The 15,861-nt window shown below is 62.6% G+C and carries 18 protein-coding genes; 2 read left to right on the top strand and 16 right to left on the bottom strand.

What is annotated here, in order from left to right:
• Window positions 1-15: 15 nt before the first annotated feature.
• Both WKV53_RS19525 and WKV53_RS19530 read right to left on the bottom strand, forming a co-directional pair.
• Entirely contained in the window at window positions 16-1,383 is a 1,368-nt protein-coding gene (locus WKV53_RS19525) for a DUF2851 family protein (protein ID WP_341406472.1), read from the bottom strand.
• Entirely contained in the window at window positions 1,380-2,900 is a 1,521-nt protein-coding gene (locus WKV53_RS19530) for a TIGR03790 family protein (RefSeq protein ID WP_341406473.1), read from the bottom strand. The genes WKV53_RS19525 and WKV53_RS19530 overlap by 4 nt, the downstream gene beginning before the upstream one ends.
• Window positions 2,901-3,022: 122 nt before the next feature.
• On the opposite strand from WKV53_RS19530, the gene WKV53_RS19535 reads away from it, so the two are divergent.
• A complete protein-coding gene (locus WKV53_RS19535; RefSeq protein ID WP_341406474.1) occupies window positions 3,023-4,219 on the top strand; it encodes a prepilin peptidase in 1,197 nt (398 codons plus the stop codon).
• A 6-nt stretch (window positions 4,220-4,225) separates the two neighbouring features.
• Here the strand turns inward: WKV53_RS19535 and WKV53_RS19540 are convergent, their stop codons facing one another.
• From WKV53_RS19540 to WKV53_RS19580, 9 genes are all read right to left on the bottom strand, one after another.
• Window positions 4,226-4,924, bottom strand: a complete 699-nt coding sequence (locus WKV53_RS19540; RefSeq protein ID WP_341406475.1) for a sulfite exporter TauE/SafE family protein — start codon at window positions 4,922-4,924, stop codon at window positions 4,226-4,228.
• An 82-nt stretch (window positions 4,925-5,006) separates the two neighbouring features.
• Window positions 5,007-5,153, bottom strand: a complete 147-nt coding sequence (locus WKV53_RS19545; RefSeq protein ID WP_341406476.1) for a hypothetical protein — start codon at window positions 5,151-5,153, stop codon at window positions 5,007-5,009.
• Window positions 5,154-5,159: 6 nt separating this feature from the next.
• Window positions 5,160-6,563, bottom strand: coding sequence for a cytochrome c oxidase accessory protein CcoG (gene ccoG / locus WKV53_RS19550; protein ID WP_341406477.1), 1,404 nt, complete (start codon window positions 6,561-6,563; stop codon window positions 5,160-5,162).
• 150 nt (window positions 6,564-6,713) lie between these two features.
• Window positions 6,714-6,935, bottom strand: coding sequence for a hypothetical protein (locus tag WKV53_RS19555; protein WP_341406478.1), 222 nt, complete (start codon window positions 6,933-6,935; stop codon window positions 6,714-6,716).
• A gap of 25 nt (window positions 6,936-6,960) precedes the next feature.
• Entirely contained in the window at window positions 6,961-7,590 is a 630-nt protein-coding gene (locus WKV53_RS19560) for a cbb3-type cytochrome c oxidase N-terminal domain-containing protein (RefSeq protein ID WP_341406479.1), read from the bottom strand.
• Window positions 7,587-7,763, bottom strand: coding sequence for a hypothetical protein (locus WKV53_RS19565; protein WP_341406480.1), 177 nt, complete (start codon window positions 7,761-7,763; stop codon window positions 7,587-7,589). Before WKV53_RS19565 ends, WKV53_RS19560 begins: the two co-directional genes overlap by 4 nt.
• Window positions 7,764-7,770: 7 nt before the next feature.
• On the bottom strand, window positions 7,771-10,308 hold the full coding sequence (ccoN, locus tag WKV53_RS19570; protein WP_341406481.1) for a cytochrome-c oxidase, cbb3-type subunit I: 2,538 nt from the start codon (window positions 10,306-10,308) through the stop codon (window positions 7,771-7,773).
• Window positions 10,305-10,457, bottom strand: a complete 153-nt coding sequence (locus WKV53_RS19575) for a hypothetical protein (protein WP_341406482.1) — start codon at window positions 10,455-10,457, stop codon at window positions 10,305-10,307. Before WKV53_RS19575 ends, ccoN begins: the two co-directional genes overlap by 4 nt.
• Window positions 10,458-10,530: 73 nt before the next feature.
• Window positions 10,531-11,049 (bottom strand): hypothetical protein, encoded by a 519-nt coding sequence (locus tag WKV53_RS19580; RefSeq protein WP_341406483.1) that lies wholly within the window; start codon window positions 11,047-11,049, stop codon window positions 10,531-10,533.
• 103 nt (window positions 11,050-11,152) lie between these two features.
• On the opposite strand from WKV53_RS19580, the gene lpxA reads away from it, so the two are divergent.
• On the top strand, window positions 11,153-11,980 hold the full coding sequence (gene lpxA, locus WKV53_RS19585; protein WP_375341837.1) for an acyl-ACP--UDP-N-acetylglucosamine O-acyltransferase: 828 nt from the start codon (window positions 11,153-11,155) through the stop codon (window positions 11,978-11,980).
• A 6-nt stretch (window positions 11,981-11,986) separates the two neighbouring features.
• Here lpxA and WKV53_RS19590 read toward each other — a convergent pair whose 3' ends face one another.
• From WKV53_RS19590 to WKV53_RS19610, 5 genes are all read right to left on the bottom strand, one after another.
• A complete protein-coding gene (locus WKV53_RS19590) occupies window positions 11,987-12,301 on the bottom strand; it encodes a hypothetical protein (protein WP_341406485.1) in 315 nt (104 codons plus the stop codon).
• Window positions 12,302-12,345: 44 nt separating this feature from the next.
• Entirely contained in the window at window positions 12,346-12,705 is a 360-nt protein-coding gene (locus WKV53_RS19595; protein WP_341406486.1) for an HIT domain-containing protein, read from the bottom strand.
• Window positions 12,706-12,728: 23 nt separating this feature from the next.
• A complete protein-coding gene (locus WKV53_RS19600; RefSeq protein ID WP_341406487.1) occupies window positions 12,729-13,304 on the bottom strand; it encodes a Uma2 family endonuclease in 576 nt (191 codons plus the stop codon).
• A gap of 50 nt (window positions 13,305-13,354) precedes the next feature.
• Complete coding sequence (locus tag WKV53_RS19605) at window positions 13,355-14,983, bottom strand: fumarate hydratase (RefSeq protein WP_341406488.1); 1,629 nt, start codon at window positions 14,981-14,983, stop codon at window positions 13,355-13,357.
• Between the two features lie 101 nt (window positions 14,984-15,084).
• Window positions 15,085-15,819 carry a hypothetical protein gene (locus WKV53_RS19610; protein WP_341406489.1) on the bottom strand — a complete coding sequence of 245 codons (735 nt, stop codon included), beginning with the start codon at window positions 15,817-15,819 and terminating at the stop codon, window positions 15,085-15,087.
• Window positions 15,820-15,861 lie beyond the last annotated feature (42 nt).

The raw sequence follows: 15,861 nt of genomic DNA on the forward strand, positions 1-15,861 counted from the left end.
ACAAGGATACCAAAACTAGGATCGCCACTGCCCGAGCTGTTCCGGGAACGGGCAATCGGCGCAATCGCTCGCGTCTTCCAGGCAGAAGTCGCGGTAAATCTGCAGCAGCGCTTGATGGTGCGCGGCCTTCTTCAGCCACGTCGCCGCGGCGTCCTCGCTGCCGAATAGCCGGATCGCACAACGCCGGACCTTCTCATTCCGCGCACCGGCGGCGAGCTTCAAGTAGCAGTCGAAAGGTTCGCCTTCATGCAAGGCGAGCGGGAACAAGTGATTCGCCAGCAATTCAACCGCCTGCGCCTTTCCGAACAAGGCCAGCGGCTGTGCCGTCGCCGCGGACGCCAGCGTGTAGCGCTTCGTCCAGAACGGGTCATCGAGCTTCGACAGGAACTTCACCAGCGCATCCGCATCGAGCGGCCGTGACGTGGCGAGCTTCCGGAATTTCGGCCACTCGCGGACCACCGCAGCGAGCGCCGCCACACGCCGGTGCGGATGATTCGCCGGCCGCTGGCCACCCGCCTTCCACGGGATCGCATGGGTGGACTCCCACTGGCCGCGCGCCTTCCACCAGGTTTCCCATAAGCCGCGCAGGTGCTCGCGGGTGTCCGCCGGTGCCTTCTCATGGAGATCCGGCGAGAGAAAGCCGGCGGCACCAAACAGCAGCGCCTCGGTGTGCGCAGGATCTTCGCGTAGTGCCGAGAGCGGCATCCGCTGCGAAAGCAGCCTCATCGCGAGCGCATTCGCGCGATAGCCAAGTGTTTCCGCCACCGCCTGATAGAGTGCGGCATCGCGACCATGGGCATCGGCGATCCTTGCGAAACGGGCCGCCTTCCGCGCCGCCCGATGCTCCGCTGCCTCGCGCAATAAATGGGCCACGGCCACCGGTGGCATCGCCGCCAGCGGATGCACGCAGCGTCCCGGCTTTGCGATCGCCGTCTCGCTCCGCGGATGTTGGAGCGCTTCCTCTAACAAATCCCTGGGAATGATTACCCTCGGCACGTCGCGATGGCCGAGCGTGCGGGTGAAGCTCTTCGGTCCGCCGTCGCCGAAAACCACATGCAATACCGTATCTTCGAAAGCCGGATCAGCTCCATGACCGTGCGCTTCCCAATCCGCCGGACGCAAGTCCAGCTCGATCGGCCCCTCGCGCCTCTCCCCGGCGATCTCGACCGCCGCGTGCAGGAAATCCGGCCCGGCCGAACGGTTCCACTCGCCGAATTGTACGATGCGCACCGTATTTCCCGCTGCGTCGCTGAAATCCCGCCCGAAGGCCCCGGCGAACCACAGCGCCTGAAGCTCCAGCTCCGGAGGTAGTGCAAACGCCGATGGCTCGGCCACGCCGGACCGGTCCCACACGGCAGCGAGCAGTCCCGAGTAGTTCTTCATTTCTGAGGGGGCTGCGGCTGGGCTGGCGGCGGGGGTGGGGGATCCAGGATATTCAGCCACGAGGTTGCCGCGAGCGACTCCGGGATGTCTGCATACAGGGTGCGCGCGCCGCGCAGCACCTTGATCGCCTCGGCCTTCTTGCCGGCCTCGCGTTCCATGGCCGCTAGGTGCAGGTCCATCCGCAGCCGGTCCGGCTTGTCCGCGTAGTAGAGCTTGGCCTTGCGGAACTCCTCGGCCGCTGCCGTCTCCTCCTTCCGGTTCGCGAGTGAAAGGGCCTCCGCTTCTAACAAGACACCGCTTTTCATCCGGTCCGCCGCTTCCCGCAGCATCGCCTCCAGCTGCTTCGGGTCATCCTTCCAGCGCAGGGCCGCCAGCCGCATCGCGCGGTAGACCCGGTCGGCGTCGGCCTTCTCGCCGCTGCCATCCAGGTGAATGAAGGGCCGGTAGAGCGGATCGCCGATTACGACGTTCTGCCAGGAAAGAACCGGCACCGCCATGTAGGCGGCCTCCACCAGCGTGTAGCCTGCCATCAGGCGGGCATTGAAGATGTCGAAATTGTGGGTCAGCGGCAGATAGGGCTCGTAGACATTGCCGAGCGTGGCGGCAGCACCCTTCGCCAGCAGCGGGGCGCACCAGTTCTTGGTGGCATCGCGGAGCTGCGTGGCACTGAAGGAGTGCAGATGCACCGCCACCGCACCCTTCTTGAACTTGAAGTTCGGGTTGGTGAAGGGCCCGTTCACATTCCAGTCATACCATCCGAAATAGAGGGCCGTGTCATGCAGTGGGTAGTTCGTCGGCAGGGTATCGGGAAAGCGGTCGATGATCACCGGAATGCCAGCATCGCGATGGGCCTTGGCCACCTTCTCCATCGCCGGGTCACCTTCCGGGCTCTCGAGATACTTTTGCGACAGGTCGACGACGGACATTCCCCACAGGCCGGTCTGCTCCGTCTCGATCGCGTCCTTGATCATCTGCCCGCAGATCTCCTTGGTCGGCCCGTCAATGCGTCCCACCAGGGTCATCGGCAATCTCGCCTCGGCGGCGGTCTTCTCCTGCTTGAAGTAGGGGTTGTTCACCATGCCCTCGACGGGCACGCCTTCGTTCCCCAGCAGGGCCAGCTCCGAATCCACCGCGGCCTGGGTGGTGTCGGTGAAGGGCTGCTTTCCCGGCGGCGGCGGAAGCGCTGGTCCAGTGCCGGCGATCCGGCTCGGCACGCCCCGCATGCAGACCAGGATGCGGATCTTCGACTGCGTCGGCGACAAGTTCCCCTGGGCATCGCGGCCGCGGACCCACCACTCGCGGCGGTCATACTCGCGGATCAGCCGGTTGCGCAGCTTGTCATCGAAATCCTTGCGGGAGATTTCCTCCGCATCCGGAAGTTCCAAGCCCACCAGATGGTCCGCGGGAATGCCGCGCACCTTGGCATAGAACTCCGCCAGTGCCTTCGAATCCTCGGACGTGGAATTGAACAGCACCGCCACCGACGCGGGCTCGGGAGGTGCGGGCAGGGCCTGCAAAACCCCGCAAAAACATAACAATAAGCCGAGTCGCCGCATCACCCGGCGAACAATGCCTGTTGGAGACGGCGAGGCAAGCCCGGGGAGGGGGCCGGAACCGGCAGAAATTTCGGATTTCCGAAATGCTTTTGTTGCGATTGAATGCCGCCACCTTGATCGAGATTTTCCCATCCTTGGCCCATCCCGTCTGGTACGTGCCGGCCTTCCTGATCGGCGCCTGCATCGGGTCGTTCCTGAACGTGGTCATTTATCGCGTGCCCATCGGGTTGTCGGTAAATGAGCCGAAGCGCTCCTTCTGTCCGAAGTGCAAGGCGGACATCCCGATGCGCCTGAACATCCCGCTGATCAGCTGGCTGTGGCTGCGCGGGAAATGTGCGAACTGCCGGGCTCCGATCGCCTTCCGCTACTTTGGGGTGGAACTGCTGACGGCGGTGCTCTTCGCGGCGATCTGGTGGTTTCTCCAGACCTCGGTGCCGCTCGGTCTCTTCCTCAAGCCGGAGCTCGGCGCACTGCTGCCGCTGTGGATCATGGCCGGCTTGTTCGTGGCGATTGCCTTCATCGATATCGAGCACCTGATCATCCCGACCTCGTTCACCACGGCGATTTCGATCGTGGGCTTGGGCGCGGCGGCACTGTGGCCCCGGTTGCCGGATCTCTCCGGCTGGGCCAGCCTCGATCCGTTGTTGGCCGATGGCTTGAAGCAGTCCGTGCTCGGCTGGATCATCGGCTTCTGCGGCCTTTGGTGCATGGTGCTGTTAGGAAAGCTCGCCTTCGGGAAGAAGAAGATGGAATTCGCCGAGCCGGTCGCATGGAAGCTGATCGAGCCGGAGAACGACGTGGACCCGATCTTCTTCGAGATGAATGACGAGAAGACCGCATGGTGGGACATCTTTTACCGCAAGACCGACCGGCTGATCCTCACCGCGACGGAAGTCATTGCCAATGGCGAGAGCCATGGAGCTGGCGAAGTGACGATCCGGGAACAGAGCGTGGAACTGCCCGGGGGAACGGTGATCCCGCTGGATGAGCTGAAGTCGCTGGAAGGAAAGGGAACCCGCGCCGTGATCCCTCGCGAGGCGATGGGAATGGGCGACGTGCACCTCATGGGAGCCATCGGCGCCTTCTTCGGTTGGGCCGGTGTTTTCTTCAGCCTCTTCTCGGCGTCCCTCTTTGCGATCGTGGCCGCGGTCTTGGGTCGGATCGGTTTTGGCAAGCAGCTTCCTTTTGGCCCCTTCCTGATCCTTGGCGCACTGACCTGGATGTTCGGCGGATGGAAGCTCGCCGAATGGTATTTTAGCAGGTTCACGATCGGCCACTAAAGCCGGTCAGTGGCAGCACGATGGCAGTTCCTTTTCCTGCACTACCTCCGGGGTTCGGACCGGAAGCGTATCGTGCAAGCGCCACGCCAGCACCAGAGCGGTGACCAGGGCCAGTCCGCGCTGGATGCGAGCCATGCCGGTGGGCGTGAGCTTCTTCCGCAGTCGCTGGAATTGATGCTGCACCACCCACAGCAGCGGCACCGTGCCGAGGCCGAAGGCGAGCGCCACCTCCGCGCCACGCGCCGCGGATCCCGAGGCAAGCAACGCGAGGAAGACCGCATACAGCGGCCCACAGGGAAGGAATGGCGTGAAGAGGCCAGTCAATCCCGCGCCGGCAATCACCGGCAGCTTCATCGTCCTGAAACGCAGCCTCGCGATGAAGCGCATCAGGAAGGCGGGGCGTGGGATCTTCTTCTCCAAGCCCGTGGCTAACAGCAGCAGCGCTGCCACCAGTGCCCACGGCAGCAGCACCGCCGGCGAATGGAAGAACCAGCCGAGCGGCTCTTTTCCCAGTGCCCCGCACAATGCGCCAATCGTGCTGTAAGCGAAAAGCCGTCCCGCGTGGTAGGCCGAAGCCGCGGTCATGCGCTCGCTCTCGCTTTTCGCCATCATGCCGACTCCGCACGCCAGCGGACCGCACATGCCAGCGCAGTGCAAGCTGGTGGCTAGTCCGGCCACGAGGGCTCCGGCGAGCGTCAAGTCCATGGTGTGGGGAATGACGAATTCAGAATGTCCGAATGTCGAAGGGCTCCTGTTCAGGGCATTTCATTCGTCATTCGGAAATTCGTCATTCGGCCTTAATTTCGATCTGCTGCGGGGCTTGCTTCACGGCCACGGTGATAAGAGCGGTCCATGCCGTGATCAGCAGCAGAAAGGCGAAGCAGACGAAGATCCATGGATGGCGGACGAAGAAGGCGGGACGTTCGGAGTTCATGATGGGTCAGGGTTGAGGAGTGGAAGGCTCGGGGCCGAGGAAACGCATCTGGTGACGCAGCACCACGTCACCCGGCTCTGCATGGATTTCGATTTCGAGGTCGGCGGCTCCGCGATAAGCTGTCGTGGGAGCCACTACGATGGCGGGGCGGGTGATCTCTCCGCCCGGCGGTACCTCGATGGAGGTATCGGCGCCGCTCAGCGTGTAGCCTTCCGGCGCGTTGGAGAGATGCAGCGTGAAACGAGCGGGCTGGTTGCGCTTGTTGTAGAAGCGGACCTGGTAGTGGTTTCGCACCGCCGTGGCATCGGTGTAGAAGGGTTGGCCGCGCATGCGGGTGAAGTCGGCAGTGAAGGGCCGCGCTTGTCTCCAGCCCGCGATCGCGAAGGCGATCAGCCCCAGCGCTCCCAGAATGGTGTAGGCAATCACGCGCGGGCGGATGAGGCGGCGCTTCTTCCCGGTGAGGCCATTCAACGAATCGTAGCGGACCAGTCCTTTCGGCCGGCCGATCTTCGTCATGATGTCGTCGCATGCGTCGATGCAGGCGGCGCAGCCGATGCACTCGAGCTGCAGGCCATTGCGGATATCGATGCCGGTCGGACAGACATTCACGCAACGCCGGCAATCGATGCAGTCGCCCGTCACCTTGCCCTTGGAACCACGGGGCTCGCCGCGCTTTTCATCGTAACCGACGTTCACCGTGTCGTCATCGGTCAGCGCACTCTGCAAGCGGCCGTAGGGGCACATGATCACGCAGAACTGCTCACGGAACCACCCGAAGCAGAACCACAACGATGCGGTGAGGAAGATGACGATGCCAAACGAAGTCGCGTGCGCCAACGGTCCCTCATGCATGTGCTCGTAGAGCCGCGGGATCGAGACGAAGTAGGAGAGGAAGACGTGGGCGATCAGCGCGGAGCAGATCGCGTAGAGCAGGTGCTTCGTCCCGCGCCGGGCGATTTTCCCAGCGCTCCACGACGCGGCATCCAGCTTGCGGCGCGCGACCGCATCGCCCTCGGTCCAGCGCTCGATGCGGCGGAAGACGTGGTCAAGGAAGACGGTGTAGGGGCAAGCCCAGCCGCACCACAGCCGGCCTAACAATGCAGTCACGAAGAACAGCGTGAAGCCCAGTCCCGTGACGCCGAAGAACATCACCCACAGGTCCTGCGGGACCAGCGTCAGGCCGAAGACGTGGAAGCGGCGCTGTTCGACATCGAAGAACAGGGCCGGGTTGCCATTGATGGGAATCCACGGCAGCGCGATGTAGATGGCGATCAAGAAAGCGCCGAAGATCCGCCGCGCGGTGGTCCACTTTCCCGACACGTCCGCAGTGTGCAGGAAAAAGCGCGATCCATCCTGATTGATCGTGGTGACGGAATCGAGGTTCGGACGCTTCTGGACCGGGGAAGACATGATGGAGCGGACAGGGGAACGGTGGCAGGCCGGCGGCTCCGTGACTGCGCATCCTCTCGCAGAGAGTCCGCGGATTCCACCTGTAGCGGAACGACTGCGTCGTTCCGGCTGGGCACGGGTCGCATCAGCAATTCAAGCGGCGCTTCCCCTTCAAGCATCGCCCCGCCGGAAGAGCGCAGCCCTCCCGCTACATGGGCTGAGCGCTTCCAGCCGTCTCTTGCAGCTTCGCCATTCATCCATCGAACATTCGGTCTTCGAACATTCGAATTCGCAGAGCGCCAAACCATCGGGAACAGGCTGAACAATGGCTTGGAACAGTCGTTCGCGGAAGCGTGGGTGATCGTGGTGGTGGTCGGTTTCGTTGGTTTTCATTTGGGGGGATCGGTAAAGGCAGCACTCAGCCGCCGAAGTCCTTCGGATTCCTCGAAATCAGGAACGCCGTCAGCTCGGCGATCTGTTTCGGCGTGAGCATCTGTCCCCAGGCCTGCATCTTCGCGCCATTGTTGCCGGGGGAGTCGGCTGGCGTGCCCTTGTTGATCAGGTTGAAGATGTCCATCGGCTTCGCGCCATACTTCCACTGGCCGTCGGTGAGGGGCAGGCCGGGCAGCGGGATCTTGTTGCCGCCCACGTTCATGGTAGCGCTCAAGTCGGCGGCGTGGCAGGCGACGCAATTGATCGAGAACGTCGCTTCTCCCGATGTCACGATCGACGGATCGGTGGACCACTTCGAGATCAGCGTGGCGTCATCGAGCGATGCTAGCGTGGCAGCAAGCTCCTTGTCCTTCTTTTCCTGAAGCGCGGTGACCTCCGCGATGATGTGCTGCTGGTCCGTCTTGTAGACAGCCGTGTGGTAGTAGAGCACCCAGTAAGCAACGAACCACACGATGCCACCGTAGAAAGTGAAGAGCCACCAGTTCGGCAGCTTCTGGTCGAATTCCTGGATGCCGTCGTACTCGTGCTCGCGCAGGATGACCTCGCCCTTCTCCTTGGCGTAGTCGCCGCGTTTGATCTCGTCGTCGGGATTCATGGATCGGAAGGTTTGTCGGAATCGTTCAAGGGAAGGTCGGCCATGCGCTTTTGCTCGTCTGGCTTCAGGCGGATCGCGCGCAGCGTGGTGACGAGGAAGACGGTAAAGAGGACGCCGAAGGCGATCATCGGGACGATGGTCGCCCAGTCTTCGAGGATGACGCGTTTGAACATGGCAGTATCACGGGTTGGCGGAGGTTTCGCCCTTGCCAAAGGCCTTGGTCTTGTCGGTGACGTTGCGGTAGCTGTCCGGATCGAGCGGCACTGCCGCGGGCGGGCCGTCCTTGTGGATCTCGTGGTAGGTGCCGAGCTTCTGGACGTAGGCGATCAGCGCGACGACTTGGCTTTCCGAGAAATGGCGGACCAGTTCCTCGGTGCTCGCGCCCTTCATCGGCTCGTAGCCGACGGGTGAAGATCCTTCGAAGAGCGAGCGGGCGATGGCCATGCCTTGTTCGCGGGCCTGCTGGTCGATCTCATCCTTCGTCCATGCCGGGAAGGGGACACCGAGTTGGCGTTGGACGGCGATCTTGTTCGGCAGCGATTTGAAGTCGGTCTTCTGCTCGTAGAGCCATGGGTAAGGGGGCATGTTCGAGTCGTCATTCGCCCAACGCGGGTTCATGAAGTGGAACCAGTGCCACTTGTTGTCGCGCTTGCCGGAGCGGACCTTGTCCGAGCCCTGGACGAAGTTGCCGCCCTCACGGGCGAGGTCGGGCCCCGTGCGCTTGGAGCCCCATTGATACGGGTAATCGTAAAGCGACTCGCCGAGGTGCGAGAAGTCGTCCTTCACGCCGGCACGGCCGTAGCGCATCACATCCGGCATCAGCGTGCGGATCATTTGCGAGTGGCAGTTGTAGCAGCCCTCGCTGACGTAGAGATCGCGGCCGGCGAGCTCGAGTGGTGTGTAGAGTTCCTGTAAGCGCCCTTCGATGTTCTTCTCGCGGTTTACCAGCAGCGACGGGACGATCTGGACGCTGCCGCCGATGGCCACGGCGATGAAAGTGAGCAAGGTGAAGGGCAGGTAGTTCCGCAGCAGGCTTTCGTGCCACTGGTCCCAGGCACCGCCCTTGGCCTTGAAGACGCGGACGGCCTTGATCACCAGCAGGATCGTGGCTAGCAGCGCGGCCTTGTCGGCATGCGGCGGCAGGAAGAACCACAGGATCATCATCGCGAGCGCGGCCACGCAGTAGGCGACCGGATCGCTGAAGAGGGCTTCTCCGAAGCGCAGGCGATCGTAGGTCTTCTCCGGCACGGCGACTTCCACCGTGTCATCGGTCGCCTTGCCCGAGCGGGCGGTCATGAAGATATTCAGCGCGCAGAAGAAGAAGCCGAGCAGGTAGAGTCCGCCGCCGAAGGAGCGCAGGATGTAGGGGAGCTGGATCGCCTTGAGCGTTTCCACGAACTCATACTTCAGCGTGGTGCCGCCTTCTGCGACTTCGCCAAGCATCAGCCCCTGCGTGATGCCGGCCGTCCACATCGCCGTCACGTAGAGCAGGATGCCGACGAGCCCGACCCAGAAGTGCATGTTGGCGAGCGAACTCGACCACAGTTTGGTTTTCCACAGTCGCGGAGCCAGCCAGTAGAACATGCCGGCGGCCATGAAGCCATTCCAGCCGAGCGCACCGGAGTGGACGTGACCGATGCCCCAGTCGGTGTAGTGCGAGAGTGCATTCACCGCGCGGATCGAAAGCAGCGGTCCTTCAAACGTGGCCATGCCGTAGAAGGTGATCCCGGCGGCGAAAAACTTGATCACCGGATCGGTGCGCAGCTTCGCCCATGCGCCGCGCAAGGTGAGCAGGCCATTCAACATGCCACCCCACGAGGGAGCCCACAGCATCAGCGAGAAGAGCATGCCAAGCATCTGCAGCCAGCGCGGCAGCGAGGTATTCAGCAGGTGGTGAGGCCCGGCCCAGATGTAGATGAAGACCAGCGACCAGAAGTGAACGATTGAGAGACGATAGCTATAGACCGGCCGGTTCGCTGCCTTTGGCAGGAAGTAATACATGATCCCGAGGATCGGGGTCGTCAGGAAGAAGGCGACGGCGTTGTGGCCATACCACCACTGCACCAGGCCATCCTGCAGGCCGCCGAAGATCGGGTATGAGTGGATCCACGAAGTCGGGATCGAGAGGTGATTGACGATATAGAGCATCGCGACCGTCACGATGGTGGCGATGTAAAACCACAGCGCGACGTAGAGGCTCGGCTCATTGCGCTTGGCCAGCGTCCAGAAAAAGTTGATCCCGAAGATCACCCAGACCAGTGCGACCGCGATATTGATCGGCCAGATCAGCTCGGCGTATTCCTTCCCGCGGGTGAGACCTGCCGGTAGGGTGATCGCTGCCGCCACGATGATGAGCTGCCAGCCCCACATATGGATCTTGGAAAGGAGATCCGAGGCCGTGCGCGTCTTGCACAATCGCTGGGTGGAATAGTAGATGCCCGCGAAGGCCATGTTGCCGACGAAGGCGAAGATCACCGCATTCGTGTGCAGTGGTCGCAAACGGCCGAAGGTGATGTATTGCAGGCCCTCGCCTTTGAACAAACCGCCGGTGATGGTCTCGATGAACTTGCCGTTCATCTGCCACCACGAGAGCTGGGTGGCGCAGATCACGCCGACGAGCATACCCACGATGCCCCACACGATGGAGGCGATCATGAACTGCCGCACCGTGCGGTCGTCGTAGGTGATAGTGGTGGTCTTGGCGGTCGCGGTGTTCATTTCGAAGTCGGGGTGTCGTCGTCGAGGGGCAGCAGGGAATCGCGTTCGGGCGACGAACGGCGCGAGCGGCGGAACTCGCCGGCGAAGCAGAAGATGAAGATCCCGGCCAGGCAGGAGCTCACGAGGATGGTCAGGGCGATGACGTTCATGGCATCACGGCCAGTAAAATGCGGCCGCATGAACCCGTCCCCGCGCCGCTTGCCAGAGAGTGCGCGGATTCTATCAAACCGTGTCCGCCATCTCGCGTGTGGTGCTCCACTCAAGGTAGGTGTCGCCGATGATCGATGGCAGCGAGCGGTCGCTGAAAAGCTCCGGCCGCAGGATGAGGTGGAGACCTTTCCCGTCGGCGGGCGCCGGTCCCAAGGAGACGCGGAAGACGTTGGTGAGATCGACGCATCCCTCGACTGCAAGGAGGCCATCAAGCACCGCATGACCGCGCCGGGCGAGCGCCCCCAGTACCTTGCGGCGGCTGCAGGGGCTGTTCGGCGGGCAATTCTTGCAGCCGTCGTCCATGCCCAGCAGACTCCGCTGGGTCGGCGTTTCGGAGATGGCTTGGATCAATTCCGGGGCGAAGGCGGTCCATCTGCCTGCTGCGTCATCGTCAAACTCATTCAAATGTCGGGCAATCGCAGGAGCGAGGCCGGCAGGAAGCTCCGGGAAGCCATGAAGCACCACGCCCGGCGCAGCGGTCCGGGGAGCGAGGAACCATCGATGGAAGGCGGGTAGATTGCTGGCGAGCATGACCCGGAGCGTAGGAGTCCGGGCGGGCTTCTGCTGCGCATCCGTTTCGAAAAGGCGCGCGGATTTTCTGAAATCAGCTAGCGGCGAGGGGGACCGGAAGGCAATGCAGCGCAAAAAACGTTCGCCATCCCGCGCCGGGTCGTTCGGAATCCCGCCTGTGATCCATCCGACGGCGATCATTTCCCCGGAAGCCAAGCTCGGCGCGAACGTTCGCGTCGGGCCCTACTGCGTCATCGAGGCCGGAGTCGAACTCGGCGACGGCTGCGTGCTCCACTCCCACGTCGTGCTCGGTGGTCCGTCCCGGATCGGCAAGGACAACGAGTTCTTCCCGTTCGCCGTGATCGGCGGGAAAACCCAGGACCTCAAGTACGAGGGCGAGCCGACCTACCTCGAAATCGGCGACCGCAATGTTTTCCGCGAGAACACGACCGTTCACCGCGGCACTCACGCCCATACTCCGACGCGGATCGGCAGCGATAACCTGTTCCTCTGCTACTCGCACGTCGCCCACGACTGCCAGCTGGGGAACCACATCATTCTCTCCAACAACGGCACCCTCGCCGGTCACGTGGAAGTGGCAGACCACGCGATCGTCTCCGGTCTCGCGGCCATCCACCAGTTCTGCCGGATCGGTTGCCACTCGATCATCGGCGGCTGCGCGAAGATCGTGCAGGACGTGCCGCCCTACATGATCGTCGATGGCAATCCCGGTGCGACCCGCGGGCTCAATCTCGTCGGCCTACAGCGTCGCGGATTTTCCGAGGACGACATCAAGGCGCTCAAGAAGGCCTACAAGAAGCTCTTCCTCAAGAAGGACGGCAACCTCGCGAACCTGCTCAGCTCGCTGAAAGCGGATCGCCCCGCGAACTCCGAGCCGGTGAAGCACCTGATCGAGTTCATCGAGCGCTCGCAGCGGGGGATCTCGCGGTAGGCGAACTCAGGGCGTCACCGGAGACCGCTCGGCTCCGTTGACGAGCACCTTTCCTTTGTCCCGAAGATTGACCACGTCGCCCGACTTGAGGGCTCCGTAGTCCTTGCCATCCACGGTCAAGGTCTTGCCGTCGGTCTTTGCTTTCACGCTCTCCCCGTTGAATTCGATCCCGCCCGTCCCTGACGAGGAGGATGAAGTTTCGTCGGGGACTTGGAATGTGATGCCTTGACCCTTCAGTTCCGTCCCGGTCGAGACGACAGCCTTGAACTTGCACGAGCCGAGAACGAGGACGGCGAGCAGGGGCAGAACGGACCATTTCATCCGGATGAGCCTAGCCTGACTGGCCTTCAAGACAAGCCAGCGGTTTAGACCGTCATCTCGCCTGCCTGAGCGGGATTGGCCGGATCGAGTGGAACCCCGGAAACCAGATGGATATGCAAGTGTGGCGTGCTCTGATAGCTGCCGCCATTCGTGATGATCTTGTAGTTCGTCTCCGCAAGCCCGCGTTCGCGGATGATCGACACCGCGACCTCGAGAAGCTCCGAAAGCAACGTCGAATCGGTCACATCGACCAGCCGCGCGATGTGCTGCTTCGGGATGATCACCACGTGCATCTCCCAAGTCGGCCGGGTGTGCTCGAAGGCAAGCACCCGGTCCGTCTCCGCCACCACGGTGACGGGGACACGGCCGCTCAGAACGGAGTCGCAGTAGAAGTCGCCAGCCACGGCGGAAGGGAAGAAGGAGGAAATCAACCCTCGATTTCCGCTCGTGCATAGAGTTCGGCCAGCGGCAGCGAGGCTTCGATTTCCGGTAGGGGAACGGCAGCCTCCAGACCGTCGTAATGCTCTACGGCAAATCCGCCTTCGGAACGGCGGCGGTAGGCTGTGACCGATGCCCCGTCGGGCTCGACGAGAAGTAGAACCTTGAGTGAGGAGACGGTCAGGTAAGCGTCACGCTTCTCGCCAAGATCAGCGCGGCGAGTCGATTCACTTAGGACTTCGATCACGACTACCGGTTGGTCTTGGAAGTGGTCGGTTGCCGGGTTGGGGTGGCAGACGACCATCGCGTCAGGATAGTAAAAGCGGGTGTGATCGGGGAACTCGATGCGAACTTTGGTGTCGCCGTTGAAAGGCTGGCAGGGCTTGCCCCGGAGCTGGACGGCGAGGAGAACAAGGGCATCGGTGGCGATGACATTGTGCCGGTTCGTCGCGCCAGCCATGGCGTGAACCGTGCCGCCGATATACTCGTGCTTCACATCGCTGACTTCCTCGCCGGCAAGGTAGTCAGCGATTGAAAGAGGCGATGCTTTCGCGAGAGCGGTCATGGTGCGAAACTATAGGATATGCTGTTTGGCGGCAAACCGGGATTTTGGGCTCACACGCACACCGGGCACTCGTTGATCTTTTTGAAGAAGTCGTTGCCCTTGTCATCCACGAGAATGAAGGCGGGGAAGTTCTCCACGCGGATCTTCCACACGGCTTCCATACCGAGCTCGGGATACTCGACGACTTCCTGGCTCTTGATGTGTTCCTTCGCGAGCAGGGCGGCGGGGCCGCCAGCGGAGCCGAGGTAGAAGCCGCCGTGGGCCTTGCAGGCATCGGTCACGGCCTGCGAGCGGTTGCCCTTGGCGAGCATCACCTTCGAGCCGCCGTGGCTTTGGAAGAGATCCACGTAGGAGTCCATGCGGCCTGCGGTGGTCGGCCCGAAGGAGCCTGACGGATAGCCCGCGGGAGTCTTGGCCGGGCCGGCGTAGTAGACCGGGTAGTCCTTGATATAGGCGGGCAAGTCGCCGGTTTCATCGAGGACTTCCTTGAGCTTCGCGTGGGCGATATCGCGGGCGACGATGATGGTGCCGCTCAGTGAGACCGCGGTGGTGACCGGGTACTTGCTCAGCGTGGCGAGGGTCTTCTCCATGCCCTGATCGAGGTCGATCTCCACGCCCTTGAATTTCCAGTCGCGATACTTCTCCGGGATGAAGCGGCCGGGGTTCTTCTCCAGCTTCTCAAGGAAGATCCCGTCCTTGGTGATCTTCGCTTTCGCCTGGCGGTCGGCGGAGCAGGAGACGCCGATGCCGACCGGACAGGAGGCACCGTGGCGCGGCAGTCGCACCACGCGGACATCCAGCGCGAAGTATTTCCCGCCGAATTGCGCGCCGATTCCAATCTGCTGTGCCAATCCTAACAGCTCCTTCTCCAGCTCCAGATCGCGGAATGCCTGGCCTTGGATATTGCCGGAGGTCGGCAGTGCATCATAGTAGCGCGTCGAAGCCATCTTCACCGTTTTCAGGCAGGTCTCCGCCGAAGTGCCACCGATGACGATCGCGAGGTGATACGGCGGGCAGGCAGCCGTGCCCAGCGAGCGCATCTTCTCGACGCAGAATTCCTTCAGGCGTTTCGGATTCAGCAGCGCCTTCGTCTCCTGATAGAGGAAAGTCTTGTTGGCCGAGCCGCCGCCCTTGCTGACGAAGAGGAATTTGTAGGCGTCACCGTCGGAGGCATAGAGGTCGATCTGCGCCGGCAGGTTCGTCTTGGTATTCGCCTCGTCATACATCGTGAGCGGGGCAGTCTGCGAGTAGCGCAGGTTTTCCTCCTGATACGTCTTGTGAATGCCCTTCGACAGCCACTCGGCGTCATCACAGCCAGTCCACACCTGCTGGCCCTTCTTGCCGACGACTGTCGCGGTGCCGGTGTCCTGGCAAGCGGGGAGGATGCCCTTGGCAGCGATCTCTGCATTCTTCAGCAGCATCAGCGCGACCATGCGGTCGTTCTCAGTCGCCTCGGGGTCATCGAGGATCGCGGCGACCTGCGCGAGGTGACTCGGACGCAGCGTGAAATTGATCGCCTTCATCGCCTCGTTCGCAAGCAGCGCGAGACCTTCCGGCGCGACCTTCAGGACCGGCTTCCCTTCGAATTCCGAGACCGACACGTGCTCCGTGGTGAGGCACTCATACTCGGTCGTGTCGGGACCGAGCGGGAAGGGATCCTGATAGACGAATTCGGACATGCGGGGGAGCTTAGGCACGGCCCGCGGGGCGTCCAGTCCCGGGAAAAAATTGAATCCCCGCCGGCACGGGGCCGGACGGGGATCCGTTGGGGAGGATGGTTTCAGGCGCGGCGGCGGCGCAGCAGGGCCAGCAGGCCGAAGGCACCGAGCAAGGCGGACGAAGGCTCGGGGACCACGACCCAGAGACGGTCTTGGCCGTTCGGGACGGGGTCATTCCCGGCATCGACCGGCTTGGCATACTGGAAAGTGAATCCGGGCTGGTAGGTCCAGCCGCCAGCGACACCGGCGAGGAAGGTCTCGGCATTGCTCCGACCCAGCGCGATGTCCGGGTCCGCCACCGTGTCGACGCTGAAGTTCCCGCTGTCGAGATTACCCGATGCCGGATCGTGGATGATTTCCCACAAGGCGAGCTGCATGCCGGCCGAGTAGGCGAGGAGATCATTGTAGCCGCCATACCCGGCGTCCGGCCAATCGCCACCGCTGGCGGAAATCGCGTCGCGCACCATGCCGTCGAAGACCGGCAGGGTATTGTAGAGCAGGGCGGAGATGTCGTCGGACTGGGCAAGCGTCAGGCTGCCGAAGCCCGAACTCACGTCGTAGTGAGTGCTTTCGTTGAAGCCCGCGCCGAAGTCGGCACAGAAATCGAAGATCCACGCGCCCCCCGGACCCGTCCGCAGATCCGCTCCGGCATATTGATTCACCGAAGAGGCACCGAGCGTGATCAAATACTGCCCGGACTCATAACGCTGCTCCAGATCCGGCTGCAACGTCTGGGCCAACGCAGGCAAGGCCAGCGCGGCAAAAGACAGAACGGTCGTGAGCGTGGGGAACCGCATCGTTTTGAGGGATGCACCGGCGAACTGGACCGACGGTGCAGC

The sequence above is a fragment of the Luteolibacter sp. Y139 genome (genome assembly GCF_038066715.1).
Lineage (GTDB): Bacteria > Verrucomicrobiota > Verrucomicrobiia > Verrucomicrobiales > Akkermansiaceae > Haloferula > Haloferula soli.